The sequence below is a fragment of the Silvania confinis genome (assembly GCF_025564085.1).
Taxonomy (GTDB): Bacteria; Pseudomonadota; Gammaproteobacteria; order Enterobacterales; family Enterobacteriaceae; genus Enterobacter; species Enterobacter confinis.
In genome coordinates this window covers 32,975-52,440 of sequence record NZ_JAMGZJ010000066.1, presented here as the reverse complement: position 1 = coordinate 52,440, position 19,466 = coordinate 32,975, and the positions used below count along the sequence as shown (strand labels likewise).

Here is a 19,466-nt window from a genome sequence, read left to right as displayed (position 1 = left end):
TATCCATAATCCGCTCCTTAGCGATTATCAGGCTGGGCGCGAACGCTGTTCAGCCCGGTGGTATTAATGCGGTAGGGCTGACCGTTTACCGACTTGATCAGCTTTTTAGTTTTGAGTTTTTTGAAGACGGCGAGCGTGCAATCGGCAAGCAAAAGCCCTTCGCGGCTGTAGCATTCAACAGCGGTGACACGGCCTGACGTATTGCGGGCGTGCGCAATACGTCCACCTTTGGCGAGAACGTGTAGGGTACGTTGTTCCTGACGGGATAAATTCATACTGGAAAACCTGTTTAATCATCATGTGCAAAATGTGCAAACACACAGCGGTGTCCGCAGTCGATTTCAGCGCATTGATAATCAGTCCGTCCTGAAAAGGTCGGGGAGCTGATTATCGGATGATTACATTCTCCAGCATCAAAGCCTCGGGTTGAGTTGAAAGGTATTTACGGGCCGATGATAACACCTTCTTTTTGTAAGGGAATGATCGGGTCTGAAAAATGTGATCCCTCAGAGAGCCTCATTTTGATTACGTGTGGTGAAAATGTCGCCCATGCCACCTTATTTATAAAAGGTAAGCGCTAAACAAGCTGATGTATTGGTCATGCGAGGCATGTTAAGCGAGGTTTAATTCAGGTGGTCTGTCCGACTCATCCTTGTTTATTTCGTTAATTCCGCAGTTATGTAGACAGGGTTATTAACATTGGCTTCAGTGTTTTTAGGTGATGGGGCGGTCGTGTGTGATGGTTTGTCTGGCACTGAGAACGACCCGATCCATACAAACAGGCCAACCCATTAGCCACAACCCTGAATACCCCCCTTGCTTTGCCATAAATCGTCACCCCTCCTCAGGGGCTGCGACAATCTCTAACGTATCCAAACAATCAACACCTCCCACTACCACTTTCCGCTAGTGGCATATAATCCACTGCCTTATCCCATATATCACCGCTGATATTACCCCTCACCGAGAATATATTTGCGTTAAGTGGACTTATCTTCTTAATTAACCCTCTTTTACAGCTTTTATTACACGATTACACGCCTTGACATGAATGTTACCAATCGGTAATTATTGCGTAAAACAATAAGCTTTATCTTATTTCTAACCTGTTATTCCGGCCGCGCCATTATAAATCATTGTTATATCGGGATAACCTGGGAAAAATCATGATCGGCGGGTCTTTTAATCTTTCTTAAATAAAGGGCCTTCAGACAATGGGGTTTCTTCCAGGTCGATACGGTTGTCAGATCCTTCCTGCAATCATACTTTCTTTACCCTTTGTCATTTCTGTGACGATGGCTCAGGCGAGGGCGCCTTCGTCCCCCTCGCACCACATTTCTGACGACACCTCGGCGGGCGGTTTGTTTGCCGCACTGCGCAGCACCATGCTCCATCACCCTGGCCTTGCCAGTCAGCAGGCGCTTGTGCGTTCCAAAGAGGCCAACGCCGATAGCGCCCGCGCGGCACGTTTGCCTACGCTTGGGGCCAGCGCGGGGGCGGGGCAAATCTCCGGTTACAATGATTCCAGTTCGACCACGCTGAGCGTATCGCAGCCGTTATGGGCTTTTGGGCGTATCGACAGTGCCATTGACTACGCCGACACTGACACCGTTGCTCAGCAAGCCACGGCCTGGGCTACGCGTCGTGAATTGCTGGAACAGACCGCAGTGGCCTATGCGAATGTGCAGGGTGTGCGCGAGCGTCTTACCGTTGCTGAAGCGAACGTTAACAACCATCAGGCGTTGCAGGAACAGATCCAGCGCCGTGCGCAGGGGGGACTGGCATCTTCTGCCGATGTCAGCCTGGCGAAGGCCCGATGGTTGCAGGCGCGTTCCTCGTTAGAGCAGGCCAAATCGGACCTGCTTACCGCCGAATCCACGCTGTTATCCCTGACTCAGGAGCCGATCGCAAGCGATCTGCCGGTGCCTGGCAGCATCCTCAAACTGCCAGCCGATGAGTCTATACAAGAACAAGTCCTTGCACAGAGTGCGACCGTGCGAGCACGTGAAGCGGGGGTTACGCTGGCTGAAACGGATGTGGAACGTCAGCGCACCTCATCGATGCCGACCGTCTCCCTGCAAGCCTCTCGTAACGACTACTCCGGTATCCCCAACCAGAGAAATGACAATACGATCAATGTGGTGGTGAGCGGCACGATGGAAGGTCTGGGACTGGTGACCCGCGGCCTGCAGAACGCGGCGCTGGAACGCGTGGAGTCCGCACGCCAGGATCTGGCCCAACAACGCCACAGCGAAGACATTGAGACACGCCAGTTGCTCGATCGGCGTGACGCTAACCTGACGCTGATCGCGGGGTATGAGCAGTCTGTCATCGAACTCAGCGACACGCTGGCATCGTTCCGTCGCCAGTACGAGTCGGGCTACAAAAGCTGGCTGGACGTCCTCAACTCCGTGCGCGAATTAACCGAACAACAACAAGCGCTGGTCGCGGTGCGATCGGCATGGCGGAGCGACTGTCTGCGCCTGGCCGCACGCACGGGACGCATGGACGATACCTCCGGCGCCCTGCCCACGGGCACACAATTAGCTAACACGTCTGCGAGCCATCCCTGATGATACCTGTTCCTCTCTCTGAATTACTGGCCCTGCTGGACAAGCTAAATGCCCCGGTGAATAAAGCGGCATTAACGCAGGCGTATGCGCGTGCGCAGGCCGCCCCTCCGTTGACCGATCGCCCGCAGGATCAGGTGCGCGGTTTATTGTCGGACGCGGGGATGAAAGATGTCAGGCTGGCGTTGCTTCCCTGGCGGCGTTTTGATCCCCGCCATCTCCCGGCACTGATGTGGCATGAACAGACATGGTGGCTGGCCGAACGACACCATGAGGGCGGGAACACCGATACCCTGACGCTGACCCGTGAAGGCGCCGAACCCCGAACGCTGGCGATAGACGACATCGTGACCGGTGCGCCGGGTACGACGGCGGGTGACGAAACGGCGGTACTCTGGTTCAGCCTGACTGCACACGTACAGTCAGAGAACATCGCTGATAGCGAAAACCCGGCCATGCGCCTGGTGTGGCGAGAATTGTTGCGCGACCGCCGCTGGATATCCCGGGTTGTCGCCGCCACGCTGCTGGTGAACATCCTGGCCATTCCCACCTCGCTCTTCGCGATGCAGGTCTACGATCGCGTGGTTCCCACTCTGGCCTGGGCAACTCTGACCACGCTGGTCGTGGGGATGGTGCTGGTGGTAGGGCTGGACTGGCTGCTCAAAACACTGCGAGCCCGCGTGATGGACAGCGTGGCCAGCAGTGTGGATAAACGCCTTTCTCAGCATGTCTATGAACACCTGCTGCACCTGCAACTCGACCAGCAGCCCGGCAGTCTGGGCACCCTGGCCGCCCAGGTCGGGGCCCTGGATTCGGTACGGCAGGTTGTCTCTGCCGGTCTGGTCTTCGGGATCGTGGATCTGCCGTTTGCACTGCTGTTTATCGGGCTGATTGGTTTGATCGGTGGGCCCGTCGGCTGGGTTTACCTCGGAATACTCCCTGTCGCGCTGGCGCTTGGCCTGTTCACCCGTCTGCGCTTACGCCGTCTCACGCGCCAACAGATGCTGCGCAGCAATGAGCGTCTGGGCCTGTTAGTCGACAGTATTCGCGGTGCCGAAACCCTGCGTGCCAGTCATGCGGGCTGGCGTTTTGCACAAGACTGGCAGACGCTCAGTAATTCCATCGCCGGCTACAGCATTCAGCAAAAATCGCTCAGCCAGTTCTGTACTAACACCACCGGCAGTCTGTCGACGCTGGCCTATGTTATGGGGATCGTGGTGGGCGTCTGGGGCGTCGAGGCCGGGTATTTGACCACCGGCGGCATGGTCGCGTGCAGCATTCTCGGGGGTCGTGTCATCGGGCCGGTGAGTCAGGGCGTTCAGTACCTGATGCAGTGGCAGCAGGTCAGAGAAGCGCTGGATATGGTGAACAACCTGCTGCGCAAACCGACGGAGCGCCGCCCTGGGCAGACCCTGTTGTTGCCCGATCGCCTGCCAGAACATATTAGTGTGGAAAAGCTGCGCTTCGCCTTTCCGCAGTCTCCGGTTCAACAACTCAATATTCCCGCACTCCGCTTTAACGCCGGTGAACGTGTTCTGCTGTTAGGGCCTGTTGGCGGCGGTAAATCGACGTTGCTGAAGATCCTGGCCGGGCTGTATCGCCCTGGTGAGGGCCGCGTGCGCCTGGGCGATGCCGATTTGTGGGAGATAGATCCTCAGTTGGTCAGCGCGCAGGTTGGCTATCTGCCACAGGCGGTGCAGCTCTTCAAAGGCACGCTGCGAAGCAATCTGATGCTCGCAGGGGCAGTCAGCGACACCACGCTGACGGACGTCACCCGCGATCTGGCGCTGGATCAGGTGGCTGCCAGTAATCCGCTGGGGATGGATATGGCGATCAGTGAAGGTGGCTCAGGTCTTTCTGGCGGTCAACGCCAGCTGGTAGGCCTGGCACGTGTGCTGATGTCTCGTCCCCGTATCTGGCTGCTGGATGAACCCACGGCCTCGCTTGATGGCGAAGCGGAGACCCGCGTCTGGAAAGCATTGCAAGCCAGGCTGCAGCCAGAAGATATCCTCATCGTTGCCACTCACCGTCCGATGGCTGCCGTTAATTTTGCGACCCGCGTACTGGTCGTGCAGGAAGGCACCATCGTCCGCGATGGTGCGCCAGACAAGGTGATGCCAGGACTGATGGCCCGCGCTACGGGCTCGCGGCCCACCGTTGAGGTACCGCACGTAAAAACACGTATGCCGGAAGCATCAAATACAGCAGGAGTCCTTAATGGCCGTTGAACTGTTTGACGACGAGATCGCTGACGCCGCTCGCGTGCATCGGCTGGAAAACTCTCACCATAGCCGAATCTCCGCCGGGCTCATCTGGAGCATCGTCGTAGTGGTGCTGGGTTTTGTCGTATGGGCTATGTATTTTCGCATTGATGAAGTCGCACGGGCCCACGGTGAAGTTATCGCCAGCAGTCGGGTGCAGATAATCCAGACCGTGGACGGTGGCGTACTGTCCGAGCTGGGTGTCAAAGAGGGTGATCATGTTAAGGCGGGACAGATTCTGGCTCGCCTCGATCCCACCCGCGTTGAGGCAGCGGCGGGTGAAGTAGACGCCCGTATCGTTGGTCTCAAGGCGCGTATTGCCCGACTTCGCGCAGAATCAACCGGACAATCAACTCCCCGGTTCCCTTCCGATCCCGGCCCGGCATTACGCGAGCAGGCAGACATTGAACGCGCCCTGTTCCTGCAGCGCCGTCAGAGTCTGCAGGAAGATATCACCGCGCTGCAAACCGCCGTCAACTTAGCCAATCAGAAGCTCAACCTGGTGAACGAGCTTGAACGCTCTGGCGATGTGAGCACCAGCGAGCGGCTTAACGCGCAGCGCGATCTCAATGAAGCCCGTGCCCGCCTGCTGGGTCGACGCAATAAGTTTTTGGATGACTCGCGAGCCGATCTCACCAAGGCAGAAGATGACCTGAGCCAGACATTGCAACAGATGGCTGGCCGTCGCCAGCAGGTGCACGATACGGTCTTTACGGCTATGGGGCCTGGGATCGTCAAAAACGTCCGCGTCACCACGCTGGGTGGGGTATTACGTGCCGGTGATGAAATCATGCAGATCGTCCCGTCCGATGATGCCCTGATCGTTGAGGCTAAGGTTCTGCCTGCGGATATTGCCCGCGTTCAGGTTGGACTGCCGGCCACCGTTCGCCTTGATCCCTTCGATTACACCATCTATGGCGCATTGCAGGGGGAGGTGATGTATGTGTCGGCCGATACCCTTAAAGAAAACACCCCCCGTGGCGAGGAGATCTACTACCGCGTCCACGTTCGTTTGAAAAGCCATGCACAAGGCCAGTCAGGCAGTCAGGAAGAAGGGCAGTTCGTGCGCAGTACCACGGGCCGCCAGCTTGACATCCTGCCGGGCATGACATCTCAGCTCGACATCCGTACCGGTGATCGCACGCTGATGGACTTTTTACTTAAACCTTTGCGTAAAACACTCAGTGAATCATTCCAGGAGCGATGACACCGCAGGTGGTCGTTGCAACCCGATTTTCCTGTTCGCCCCAATTGGAGATAACACATAATGAAATCCGAGACCCCGATGAATCCAGGCCAATATACGCTCAGTACCGGTAAAACCCACATCTCCCTGCAGGCCGGGCAGACCAACATTCACAAGGCCGCTCCGGGTGAAACTTACCGGGTGCTTAAGCGCAAAGGCGAAAATGACCAGGAAAAGCTGGCCGATGATGTAGTGGCTTCGCGTCACGGGCAAGATCTGCAGCTGGACTATGCCGATGGCACCACCTTGACCCTGCAGGACTGGTTTACGCAAAGCGATACCAGCGTCACCCTGCCTGCTGACGGCACGTCTACCCAGCTGATGACGCCTTCCAGCACCGAAGGCGCAGCGTTGGCCGACGGCAGTCACGTTTTCTATGCGCACGGTTCACCGGACGCGCTGGCCAGCATGACCTCAGGCCACCCGGGGCTGGAAAATATCTTATCCGGCCTGCAGAACAACTCGCTCGTGACTGGCCATCAGGTCACCTACCTGCCTCAATCGCATTCTTACGCGGGCTACCTCGCCGGCGTCCTCGGACTGGGTGGCGCGATCGGCGTCGGGATTGCAGCGGCGAGTGGCGGCGGTGGCCATGACAATGGCGGCAAGCAGGATAACGGCGGGGGAGAACCCGCGGTGCAGAACGCTGTCGAGCTTAATTTTGTCGGCGGCCCGGCGCTCAGCAGTAACGATTTGAATGTCGAAATTTATCAGGCTGATGGCAAAACGCTGATTGGCACGGGGACGCTGGGGCCGAACGGCTCGGTCACCGTGTCGGCTGGCAGTTACAGCGGCGTGGTTATTGTTAAGCTCGTCAACAGCGGCGGTGCGGCGGACTACCTGGACGAAGCGACGGGCGTCGGTAAAGACCTCTCTGCTCAGCTCTGGAGCATGGGTGTTATCTCCGGGGACAACAGTACCCTCGTTCTCAATATTAACGTGTTGACCACCCTCGCCTATACCAAGGCTCAGGAAGCTCTCGGCGGCACGACTGACAGCCCAGCCACCCTGGGCGCCGCGCAGGTGGCCGAAATGTCCGCCGCCATCAGCAGTCTGTTTGGTGTGGATAGCATTATGAACACCACGGTCGTCGCAACCAACGGCGGCATTTATGACGCGACCGATGGCCTGAGCGACGGTGAAAAATATGGCCTCCTGCTGGCGGCATTCTCCGGTGCGGAAGCCAACGCCGGTGCCTCCACCCAGACCATCCTTGATACCGTCACGGCCGGAATCACACTCGGCAGCAGTAGCAGCAGTCTGTCCGATCAGGTGCAATCGTTACTGATTAAAGGCGCAGCGGCTGCCACTGACACGTCTGGCGGCCTCAGCCTCATTATTGACACCCATGCGCCTGTCTTCACCAGCGCCACGACGGCCAGCGTGAATGAGAACATCGGTGCAGGCCAGGTCGTATGGACTGCTGTCGCTACCGACCCAAGCCAGTTTAGCTACAGCCTGAGCACCACCGGTGATGGCGCGCTGTTCAGCATCAATGCCGCCACCGGCGCGGTCACGCTGACCGGCAACCCGGATTTTGAAAGCAAAGCCAATTACAGCTTCACCGTTGTCGCCACCGATGCGGCGGGCAACGCCAGCAGCCAGACGGTCACGCTGGGCATCAATAACCTCGATGATGCCGCCCCGACGATCACCAGCGGCACCACCGCCACGGCGATTGACGAAAACAGCGGCGCGGGCCAGGTGATCTATACCGCCACCGCGACCGACACAGCGGATATCAGCGGGGGCTTCACCTTCTCGCTGAAAGCGGGCAGCGACGCGGGTCTGACGATCAACCCGACCACCGGCGCGGTCACCCTGACCGGCAACCCGGATTTTGAAAGCAAAGCCATTTATAACTTTACCGTTGTCGCTACCGATGCGGCGGGCAATGCCAGCAGCAAAGCGGTTACGTTGGGGATCAACAACCTCGACGAGGTTGCCCCGACGATCACCAGCGGCGCAACCGCCACGGCGATCGACGAAAACAGCGGTGCGGGTCAGGTGATCTATACCGCCACCGCGACCGACACAGCGGATATCAGCAACGGCGTCACCTTCTCGCTGAAAGCGGGCAGCGACGCGGGCCTGACTATTGATCCGATCACCGGCGCGGTCACCCTGACCGGCGACCCGGATTTTGAGAGCAAAGCCAGCTACAGCTTCACTGTTGTTGCCACCGATGCGGCCGGTAATGCCAGCAGCAAGGCGGTGACGCTGGGCATCAACAACCTCGATGAGGTTGCCCCGACCATCACCAGCGGCACCATCGCCACGGCGATTAACGAAAACAGCGGCGCGGGCCAGGTGGTTTACACCGCCACGGCGACCGACACAGCGGATATCAGCAACGGCGTGACCTTCTCGCTGAAAGCGGGCAGCGACGCGGATCTGACTATTGATCCGATCACCGGCGCGGTCACCCTGATCGGCGACCCGGATTTTGAGAGCAAAGCCGGCTACAGCTTCACCGTTGTCGCCACCGATGCGGCGGGCAATGCCAGCGAACGCGCAGTCACGCTGGGGATCAACAACCTTGATGAGGTTGCCCCGACCATCACCAGCGGCGCGACTGCCACGGCGATTGACGAAAACAGCGGTGCGGGCCAGGTGGTTTACACCGCCACGGCGGTCGATACCGGCGATATCAGCGCGGGCGTGACCTTCACGCTGAAAGCGGGCAGCGACGCGGGCCTGACTATTGATGCAACCACCGGCGCGGTCACCCTGACCGGCGACCCGGATTTTGAGAGCAAAGCCAGCTACAGCTTCACCGTTGTGGCTACCGATGCGGCCGGCAATGCCAGCAGCAAAGTGGTCACCCTGGGGATTAACAACCTTGATGAGGTTGCGCCAACCATCACCAGCGGCGCAATCGCCACGGCAATTGATGAGAACAGCGGTGCGGGTCAGGTGATTTACACTGCCACGGCCACTGACACAGCGGATATCAGCAACGGCGTCACCTTCTCGCTGAAACTGGGCAGCGACGCAGGCCTGACTATTGATGCAACCACCGGCGCGGTCACCCTGACCGGAGACCCGGATTTTGAGAGCAAAGCCAGCTACAGCTTCACCGTTGTCGCCACCGATGCGGCGGGTAATGCCAGCGATCAAGCTGTCACCCTGGGGATCAACAACCTCGATGAGGTGGCCCCGACGATCACCAGCGGCACAACCGCCACGGCGATTGATGAAAACAGCGGTGCAGGTCAGGTGATCTATACCGCCACCGCGACCGACACCGGCGACATCAGCAACGGCGTGACCTTCTCGCTGAAAGCGGGCAGCGACGCGGGCCTGACTATTGATGCAACCACCGGCGCGGTCACCCTGACCGGCGACCCGGATTTTGAGAGCAAAGCCGGCTACAGCTTCACCGTTGTGGCCACCGATGCTGCGGGGAATTCCAGCGAACGCGCAGTCACGCTGGGGATCAACAACCTTGATGAGGTTGCCCCGACCATCACCAGCGGCGCGATGGCCACGGCGATCAACGAAAACAGCGGCGCAGGTCAGGTGATCTACACCGCCACGGCGACCGATACCGGCGATATCAGCAACGGCGTGACCTTCTCGCTGAAAGCGGGCAGCGACGCGGGCCTGACTATTGATGCAACCACCGGCGCGGTCACCCTGACCGGCGACCCGGATTTTGAGAGCAAAGCCAGCTACAGCTTCACTGTTGTTGCCACCGATGCGGCCGGTAATGCCAGCAGCAAAGTGGTCACCCTGGGGATTAACAACCTTGATGAGGTTGCGCCAACCATCACCAGCGGCGCAATCGCCACGGCAATTGATGAGAACAGCGGTGCGGGTCAGGTGATTTACACTGCCACGGCCACTGACACAGCGGATATCAGCAACGGCGTCACCTTCTCGCTGAAACTGGGCAGCGACGCAGGCCTGACTATTGATGCAACCACCGGCGCGGTCACCCTGACCGGCGATCCGGATTTTGAGAGCAAAGCCAGCTACAGCTTCACTGTTGTTGCCACCGATGCGGCCGGTAATGCCAGCAGCAAGGCGGTGACGCTGGGGATCAACAACCTCGACGAGGTTGCCCCGACGATCACCAGCGGCGCAATCGCCACGGCGATTGACGAAAACAGCGGTGCAGGGCAGGTGGTCTACACCGCCACTGCGACCGACACAGCGGATATCAGCGGGGGCATTACCTTCTCGCTGAAAGCTGACAGCGACGCGGGGCTGACGATTGACTCTCAAACCGGGGCGGTCACCCTGATCGGCGACCCGGATTTTGAGAGCAAAGCCAGCTACAGCTTCACCGTTATCGCCACCGATGCGGCTGGCAACCACAGCGACCGGAAGGTGACGCTGGGTATCAATAATCTCGATGAAGTTGCCCCGACGATCACCAGCGGCATAACGGCCACGGCAATTAACGAAAACAGCGGCGCAGCTCAGGTGATCTACACCGCTACGGCGACCGACACTGCGGATATCAGCAACGGCGTGACCTTCTCGCTGAAAGCGGACAGCGACGCGGGCCTGACCATCAACCCGATCACCGGCGCGGTCACCCTGACCGGCAACCCGGATTATGAAAGCAAAGCCAGCTACAGCTTTACCGTTGTGGCTACCGATGCCGCCGGCAATGCCAGCAGCCAGACGGTGACGCTGGACATCAACAACGTTGATGAGGTTGCCCCGAGCTTCACTACCGGCAACATCAGCGACAGCTACGCCAGCGCCACGGTGAGTGTTGTCGAAAATAGCGATGCCAGTACCGCCATCTATACCGCACAGGCCGTTGACAACGACGCCGCCGACGGTGGCGAGCACGTCACTTACAGCCTGGCCGACGCGGATAACGGTGCAGACGCGCAGTATTTCACTATCGACGCTGCAACGGGTGCGGTCACCTTTAACGCCAGCCCAGACTATGAAAGCTCCCACGCGCCGCAATACACCTTCAACGTTGTTGCCACTGACGCAGCAGGTCACGCAACCACGCAGACCGTCACCGTCAATGTCACCGATGTGGACGAAATCGCACCGACTGTCACCCTCGACGGCAGCTCGTCAGGACCGGTGATGTTGAGCCCGGCGGGCGGCTACATTTACAACAACAGTTTTGACACCACCGCGCTGGGCGACGGCAGCTTCCTGGTGACATGGGCAGGCAACACCAATGGCAACAACGGGATCTATGCGCAGCGCCTCAACGCCCAGGGCGTGGCGCTGGGTGATGCCGTACAGATCGCCACAGGCTCGGCTAACTTTTTCTTAAACCCGTCGGACAGTATTGTCAGCGTGACGGCCATTAATGATGCCGGGGCTTATGCCGTGGCATGGAACGGCAAAGACGCTACCAGCAGTGAAACCAGCATCTATACGCAGCTGTTCAACGCTAACGGCACCCCAATATCCACAGCCGTGAAACTTGATGGAGCCGCTTCTACACAGGATGTCGCCCCGCAGATCGCGACGCTGGCTGATGGCGGCTATATCGTGACCTGGTACATCAACGGCGGCGGTGTCTACGTGCAGCGCTTTGACGACGCCGGTGTCGCAGTGGGCAACAGCGTGCCACTGGGGGTGTCCGGCTCTTCTGACAACGGCAGCCCGCAGGTGGCCGTGCTGGACAACGGTGGCTATGTGGTGACCTGGCATGGCCAAACCGCCGGCGACTACCACATCTACGTACAGCAGTTCGATGCCAACGGCACCGGCTCTACCCCAGTGGTGCTGGACTCCACGGTGGGAATCAGCGACAGCGTAGAATTCCAGCCGCAGATCACGGCGCTGGTTAACGGCGGCTATGTCGTCACCTGGGCCGAGCTCAACAACTACAACTTGAACAACAACAACAGCACCTATGTGCAGCAGTTCGATGCCACCGGTGCCAAAGTCGGCAGCATCGTCGTACTGAACGGCTCGGGCAACAACAGCAGCAATAACGGTGGCGACTTTAACTATCCGTACATCGCCGCGCTGGCCGACGGTGGCTACGCTGTTACCTGGATGGAATACAGTAATTCGAACGGCTCCTATGAATACGCTGTCTATGTGCAGCAGTTCAATGCTGGCGGTAGCAAAGTGGGCGCAACCGTGCAACTGGACGCACTGGACAACAACACGTTCAACGACGAGGACCAGTTACCTCGTATCACCGCGCTGGGCGATGGCGGCTACGTCGTCACCTGGATGGGGACCAACGGCCCGGATCTCGACGTTTATGCGCAGAAGTTCAATGCCAGTGGTGTCCCGGTAGGCGATATCGTGCAGCTGCAAGCTTCCGCTGGCAGGCTTGACCTCTTCCCGCAGGTCACTGCGGTCGGCGCAGACGGCGAATACATGGTGACCTGGTACGGTTACAGCCCTGCCAGCGGCATGTCTGGTCTCCACCTCTTTGTGCAGAAATTTAACGCCGACGGCAGCACCTACGAAAATCTCGTCGTGCTGAACCAGGACGGCCACGCTACCGTGCAAAGCAACGAAAGCGGCACCGTCTACCTGGTCAATGACAATGTGGTGGTCAGTCAGCTTAGCGATATTACGGGTGCCGCCAGCAACCAGTGGGCCAGCACTGCCGTCACTGCAAATACGAGCGCAACTGTCTCTGCGGCAAACCTTGCCGACGGCACCTACCATGCTTACGCCGTGGATGCGGCAGGCAATCTGTCCGTTATTTCCGGCAGCAGCGTGAAGGTCGACAACACCGTGCCGGTCTTCACCAGCGCGACCACCGCCGCCGACATTACGGATAGCACCTCCACCGGTGACACCGTCTACACCGCTGCGGCCAGCGACGCGAACGGCATCACCTACAGCCTGAACGACACCACTCACTTCCGCATCAATGCCAGCACCGGCGTTGTGACGCTGCTCTCCAGTCCGGCCACCGCCATCGGCGCGCAATTTATTGTCACCGCCACTGATGCCGCCGGTAACCAGACCACGCAGACCGTCACCTACAACGTTGTCGACACCACGCCGCCTGGCGTTGCGCTTATCCGTGACATAGATGGCGTGCAGAAGGGCAGCGAGATGGTCGACGTGCTAAGCTCTGAGGCCGGTACGGTATACCTGGTCAACGACAGCGTGACGGTGACGGATCTGAACAGCCTCACCAGTGCTGCCGACAACCTGGTGAACAGCGTTGCCGTCACGGCTAATGCCAACGCAGCGCTGGCGCTGGCCGGTCTGACCGAGGGCACATACCACGCTTACGCCGTGGACGCGTCCGGCAATGTGTCTGTTATCTCCGGCAGCAGCGTCGTGGTGGATAACACCGTACCTGTCTTCACCAGCGCGGCCATCGCCGCCGACATTACGGATAGCACTGCCGTCGGTGACACCGTCTACACCGCAGCGGCCACCGATGCGAACGGCGTTTCCTACAGCCTGAGCGACAACCAGCACTTCAATATCAACGCCAGCACTGGCGTGGTTACGCTGCTCTCCAGTCCGGCCAAGGCCACCGGTGCGCAATTCGTTGTCACCGCCACCGATGCCGCCGGGAATCAGACCACGCAGACCGTCACCTACAACGTTGTCGATACCACACCGCCGATCGTCACGCTTATCCGTGACGCGGATGGCGTGGAGAACGGCAATGAGATCGTGAGTGTGCAGAGCACCGAAGCGGGCATGGTCTATCTGGTCAGCGACAGCGTGACGGTGACGGATCTGAACAGCCTCCTCAACGCCGCCGACAACCTGGTGAACAGCGTTGCCGTTACGGCTAACAACGGCGCTTCGCTGGCGCTGACGGGCCTTGCCGACGGCACTTACCATGCTTACGCCGTAGACGCGGCCGGCAATGTGTCTGTTATCTCCGGCAGCAGCGTGGCGGTGGACAACACGGCACCTGTGATTTCTGGTGGCGCGACTGCCATCGGTTCAACCCTTACCAGCGGTGCTGCGGCCGGTACCCAGGTGTACGACGCTAACGCCAGTGATACCCACGCCATCACCTACAGCCTGGACCCGGATAGCCTTGGCTTGTTCAACATCAACGCCTCCACCGGTGTTGTCACGCTGAGCAGCGCCGCCGTCGCCGGCAGCTACAACTTCATCGTCACCGCTACCGATGCGGCGGGCAACCACAGCAGCCAGACCGTCACCGTAGAGGTGGCAGTCGGTAACAACCTTGATGGCAGCGCGGTGGTCTCTGGCAGCACCAGCGATACGTCCACTGAAATGACGGTCAACATTGGCCTGGAGAAGCTGAGCAACGGCTACACGGTCATGGAGTACATGAAGCAGATTGGCGGCGACAGTATTACCTATGATCCGACCGGCGCGCTGTACGACGGCGTCGTCAGGGTGCTGGACGCGAACAACAACGTCGTCAAGACCCTGGACATTAGCGTTCCCGCTGGCTACACCATGTGGGATACGCAGGTCAAGGCGCTGGCCAACGGCGGCTTCGTCGTGGCCTGGTCGCAGTTGGAGGCCACGAATTGGGCTGACTTTAGCGTCCACTACGCTATCTATGACAACAACGGCAACCTGCAATCCAGCAACCAGCTGGCGACGTCTGGCTACGGCGTCACCATTGCGGCGCAGAGCAGCGCAAATGGCGGTGATTTTGCGATCTCCTACCAGACGATGGGCCCAGGGACCGACCAACAGCAGGCCGTCTCTGTCTTCCACTACAACGGCAGCGGAACCAGCTTCACCGAGGGCACGCAGACCCTGATCGGCGGCAACAGCCCGAGTCAAGATTTCGGCGGCGTCACCCCGCCGGCAGTCCAGTTGATGAAATTCCAGCTGACGCCAGGCGTGCTGACGGCACTGAGTGATGGCAGCTATGTACTGTCGTCCGAGGTGTACGACTGGATCGGCACCCCGGGTCAGTCGGCGACAAGCACGCCTATCGGTGCTTTCATCTTCAAGTTCGACGAAAACGGCACGCCGGCCAATTTCGACGGCGGCAGCACCTGGCAACGCGTTAACTGGAATAACCAGCAGAATTCTCCGACCAACGTCATTGCGTTCAACGGGGGATTTGCGGTCTTTAGCCAGGAATACATTAATGCGACCTGGGAGGTCACGCTCTACCACAACGACGGCACACTGATCACCACCAACGTACAGAGCAACGACGTTTATGGTATGGGGACTCAGAGCTATCACGCCGTGGACGTAGGCGCGATGGACACAAAAATCCATGGCGAGTTGATGTGGGGCTTCTACGGCTCTCAAGCGGCATCGGCCACGGCCTATGACAACGGCACGGATCTGGTGTTTGTGTTCCCTGACGGTAGCGGCGGCTTTAGCCAGGTCACTATCTCCAAAACCACCGGCGAGCTGACCAGTGACGTGACCGACAGCGGTATCACGGTGCCTCAGGGCGGGCAGTTGTACAATCCGCGGATCGTCTCCGATGGCGCGGGCGGCTATGACATCACCTATTCTGTGCTGTTTGATTCCGATCCAATCGAAGATGACAGGACTGGCTACGCCGTCGGTGATATCTACCAGATCGGCCTGAATGCGCCTGTGGCACCGACAGTGACCGATGCCCATATCGCCATCACCTCCACGCCTGGTGGCACAGATGGCAGTACCTACAAGGTCGGCGACACCGTCACCGCCGTGTGGGACAACTCGGCAAGCGGCGACGCCAATACCCGCGCGGTGACCAGCGTGACGATGGACTTCAGCCAGTTTGGTGCCAGCACGCCGGCGACAGCTTACGACGACGGTACCCACGGGGATGCCATCGCGGGCGATGGGAAATACACGGCGCAATACACCCTCACCGCCGGGGCCATTAACCACGTAGACAGTCGTAACGTCGCCGTCACGGTCACCACGGCCAACCACGGCACGGCGACAGCGGCAGACAGTACCGGCCTGACGGTAGACAACACTGCGCCTGTGCTCACCAGCAGCACGCCGCAGGATAACGTCGGCAGCGTCGCCGCGGGCGCTAACCTCACGCTGACCTTCAGCGAGGCTGTGCTGGCCGGCAGCGGCCATATCACCCTCATCAACGACAGCAATGGCAGTCTGAGCAAGTTTATCGATATCACCGACAGTTCGCAGGTCAGCATCAGCGGCAACACGGTGACGATTAACCCGACAACGGATCTGGCGGCTGGCGCAAACTACCACGTCCAGATCGACAGCGGCGCGCTGCACGACACGGCGGGCAATGACTATGCCGGGATCAGCACCTCGACGGGGCTGAACTTCACGACGGCGTTCGCCGGGATGGGGGATCCGTCCACCGTGGTGTTCGACCTGACGACGGGCCAAAGCTCTGACCACAACGGACGCGTCTTTGATGCCAATACTGCGTACACCATCTATATCAAGGTCAACAGCACCAACTTTTCGCTGACTGGGCTGGACAACAACGAGATGTGGTCGGGCGCGCAGAATCTGGGCACCGACGACAAGATAGTGCTGGTGGGCACGGGCAACCCTGTTATAGGAACCTTCGGCGGCGCAGTGAGGTCCACGATTCACCATCCGAATGCCATTGAGTGGGCGTCCGCGTTCTCGTCTTCTGGGAATGCCGCATTACTTGACGCAAACGGCCAATTCTCTCGTGGTGGTAATAACGTGGATCTCTGGAACGGCACCTGGGCCGTAAACCCGAATGGAGACAATCAGCAGCTTGGTCAGGTGTATCTGCAGGCGATGCCTGCTGGCGTCCTCACCTCGCAAGGACTGGCGTTTCCATGACAGGTTCACTGACGTTGCTACGCCGTCTGGCCGACATGCAGCAGTTTGAGGCGCTGCATGAGGCATGTCTGAGCCTGCCGGTGATGTCACCGGCAGAGCAGGTGCTGCTGGCTTTGGCCCAGATCCATCTGGGCCGGCCAGAGGCGGCCCGCCATGCGCTGGCGGTGCTGGACCCGACGGCACTGGAGGTCGACGTTTGCGTCGACCTGGCCGCCTTGCACCTGCTGCTGGGGGAATTTGACCCAGCGCAGGCGTTGCTGGAAGCCACCCGTACAGCGGCTCCAGACCACCCGCTTCTGCTGGCGCGTCTGGCTGCCTGCTATGTGCAGCATCAACGGGAAGAGGAGGCTATCCCTCTGTATGGACGCAGTCTGCGCCTGCAACCGGATATCGCCGTCTATCAGCAACTGCTGCGTCTCTACCTGCAACGTGCGGACTTGCCGCAGGCCGAGGAGACGCTGGCTGCCGCCGACCTCTTCTGGGCAGGCGAGCGGGAGCACTGGCCCGCACAGCAGGTGGCTCTGCATGACCAGCAGCTGCGCGGTCTGCGCCTGGAGCTGTGGCTGGCCGGTGACGACTTTGCCCGCGCGGATGCCTGGCTGGAGTCATGCCAAACTGAACTGGCTGAGGACGATTACTGCGGCCTGCTGAGCGGCTATGCTCAGCGTCTGGCCGAGCGTGGACGCCATGCCCAGGCGGAAGATGCGCTGCGCCGTGGTCTGCGGCATTACCCGCAACAGCCGAACCTCTACCAACAGCAGGCTGAGCTGGCGGAGCTACAGGGGCGCTTGCCTCAGGCCATGACGTTGCTGCACCGGGCCATCCATCTGGCCGGACAGCAGCAAAAAATGACGCTGCCTTTGCGCCTGAAGCTGGCCAGAATCGCCACCCAGGGCTATCCGGCGCTGGCGCGTAAGATGGCCGAACAGGCTATCGAGGAGGCCGGGGCGCTGACGCCATCACCCGATGTAGACGCCGCGCAGATCGACCAGTGGCTGGCGCAGGCACAGGTGGCACTCGCCGGGGCGGATGCCCAGGACCAGAATTACAGTGGGGCAGAGGCGCGATACCTCGAGGTACTGCAGGCGCATCCGCAGCTGGTACTCGCCCTGCAGGGGCTGGGGCTGCTGTATATGCAACTGGGGCGCATCGACGAGGCCGTCGCCTTGTTCGAACAGGTGTTGGCTGTCGACCCGGCACGCGGTCATGCGGCACTGATCAACGCCCGACGTTTTCCGCAAGACGACGAGACGTTGCTTCGCCTGGAGACCCTGGCCCGGCGGCCGGGCCTCTCCGGTCCGGTGCAGCCCGGACTGCTACTGCAGCTGGCTCTGGCCTGGGAAAAGCGCAAGGACTACACCAAAGCCTTCACCCTGGCCAACGAAGCTAATGCGGCCAGCCGCGCACTGCTGGGCTACGACCCGGTTGCACACCGCCAGGGCTGCGCGCGTATCCGTCATGCTTTCAGCCGTTCGCTCTATGAAAACCGACGCGGCATCGGCAACGATTCAACGCTGCCGGTGTTCGTTCTGGGGATGCCGCGTTCCGGTACCACGCTGGTCGAACAGATCCTGGCGGGACACAGCCACATCCACGGCGCGGGCGAACTCGGGGTGATCCCCAGCACCATCGCCCGGCTGGAAAACTGGGAACGGAATACCGGATCAGGACGTCATTACCCGGACTGTGTCGACGATCTGTCGGCCGATGTCGTGGCGGGTATCACCGCCAGCCTGCTCAAGGAACTGCGGGAAACCGTGCCCGAAGACGCGTCTGAGGTCCTGCATGTGGTGGACAAGCTGCCACACAATTTCGAGAACATCGGTCTTATCAAGCTGCTGTTCCCGAATGCGCGGATAATCTCCGTGCGCCGTGACCCGCGCGATATCGCTATCTCCAATTACTTCACCGACTATGCGGCGAAGCATGGCGGGATGGGCTTCGCCTATGACCTGCAGTGGATTGGTGAACAACTGGCCGACCACAACCTGATGATGCACCACTGGAACCAGCTGTTCCCCGGCGACATTCTCGAGGTGCGCTACGAGGACGTGGTCTCTGAGCCGGAGCGCGAGGCGCGTCGGATGCTGGATTATATCGGCGTGGATTGGGAGCCGCAGGTGCTCGACACCTCTGAACTGGACAGGCCGGTCAAGACCGCCAGCGTGTGGCAGGTGCGTCAGCCGATCTATCAGACGGCGCGCGAACGCTGGCGGCGTTACGCGGACTTTCTGCCGCCGCTGATCGCGGGGACCAACGCAAAGATCGTGCATGAGCCTGTTGAGATGGTGAGCTTGCCGGTACCAGGAATGCAGACCGATGGCATCGCCCGCTATCGCGAGGGGAAGCTTGATGAAGCCGAGATGCTCTTCAGACGCCTGCTGCACCACGTGCCCGAACACGCGACCGCGCATTTCATGGTGGGCCTGATTTGCGTGCATAAAGGGCACCTGGCGGATGGCATTGAGCATATGGAAAAGGCACACCAGGCCTGCCCATGGAATGCCAACTGGCGACGCGATCTGGCGCAGGCATACGAACTCGCGGAGCAGCCGGAAAAAGCGCAGAGGTTAAGGGCGCGCTCCGTCAGTAGGGATGACAGCGTGGCGGATGAAGACCTTCCGCTGGGCTTTTCCATTCGCACCTCCGCGACGGTGTCGTTTTAATTAATAACGGCACGGACGGCTCCCTCTCCTTTTTGGGGAGAGGGCTGGGGTG

At 59.8% G+C, this 19,466-nt stretch carries 6 protein-coding genes; 5 read left to right on the top strand and 1 reads right to left on the bottom strand.

Annotation, left to right across the window (positions count from 1 at the left end; all coding sequences use genetic code 11):
• Window positions 1-17 precede the first annotated feature (17 nt).
• Window positions 18-275 (bottom strand): YjhX family toxin, encoded by a 258-nt coding sequence (locus M8013_RS03365; protein ID WP_271266425.1) that lies wholly within the window; start codon window positions 273-275, stop codon window positions 18-20.
• Window positions 276-1,295: 1,020 nt separating this feature from the next.
• Here M8013_RS03365 and M8013_RS03360 point away from each other — a divergent pair.
• Genes M8013_RS03360 through M8013_RS03340 form a run of 5 tightly spaced genes read left to right on the top strand, consistent with a single transcriptional unit; the run spans window position 1,296 to window position 19,414 of the window.
• Window positions 1,296-2,573, top strand: coding sequence for a TolC family protein (locus M8013_RS03360; RefSeq protein ID WP_271266424.1), 1,278 nt, complete (start codon window positions 1,296-1,298; stop codon window positions 2,571-2,573).
• Window positions 2,573-4,798 carry an ATP-binding cassette domain-containing protein gene (locus tag M8013_RS03355; RefSeq protein ID WP_271266423.1) on the top strand — a complete coding sequence of 742 codons (2,226 nt, stop codon included), beginning with the start codon at window positions 2,573-2,575 and terminating at the stop codon, window positions 4,796-4,798. The genes M8013_RS03360 and M8013_RS03355 overlap by 1 nt, the downstream gene beginning before the upstream one ends.
• Complete coding sequence (locus M8013_RS03350) at window positions 4,788-6,038, top strand: beta-barrel domain-containing protein (RefSeq protein WP_271266422.1); 1,251 nt, start codon at window positions 4,788-4,790, stop codon at window positions 6,036-6,038. Before M8013_RS03355 ends, M8013_RS03350 begins: the two co-directional genes overlap by 11 nt.
• Before the next feature lie 60 nt (window positions 6,039-6,098).
• Complete coding sequence (locus M8013_RS03345; protein WP_271266421.1) at window positions 6,099-16,748, top strand: beta strand repeat-containing protein; 10,650 nt, start codon at window positions 6,099-6,101, stop codon at window positions 16,746-16,748.
• The gene (locus tag M8013_RS03340) at window positions 16,745-19,414 is read left to right on the top strand and encodes a tetratricopeptide repeat-containing sulfotransferase family protein (RefSeq protein WP_271266420.1); all 2,670 of its coding nucleotides are present in this window, start codon (window positions 16,745-16,747) and stop codon (window positions 19,412-19,414) included. Before M8013_RS03345 ends, M8013_RS03340 begins: the two co-directional genes overlap by 4 nt.
• Window positions 19,415-19,466: the final 52 nt, after the last annotated feature.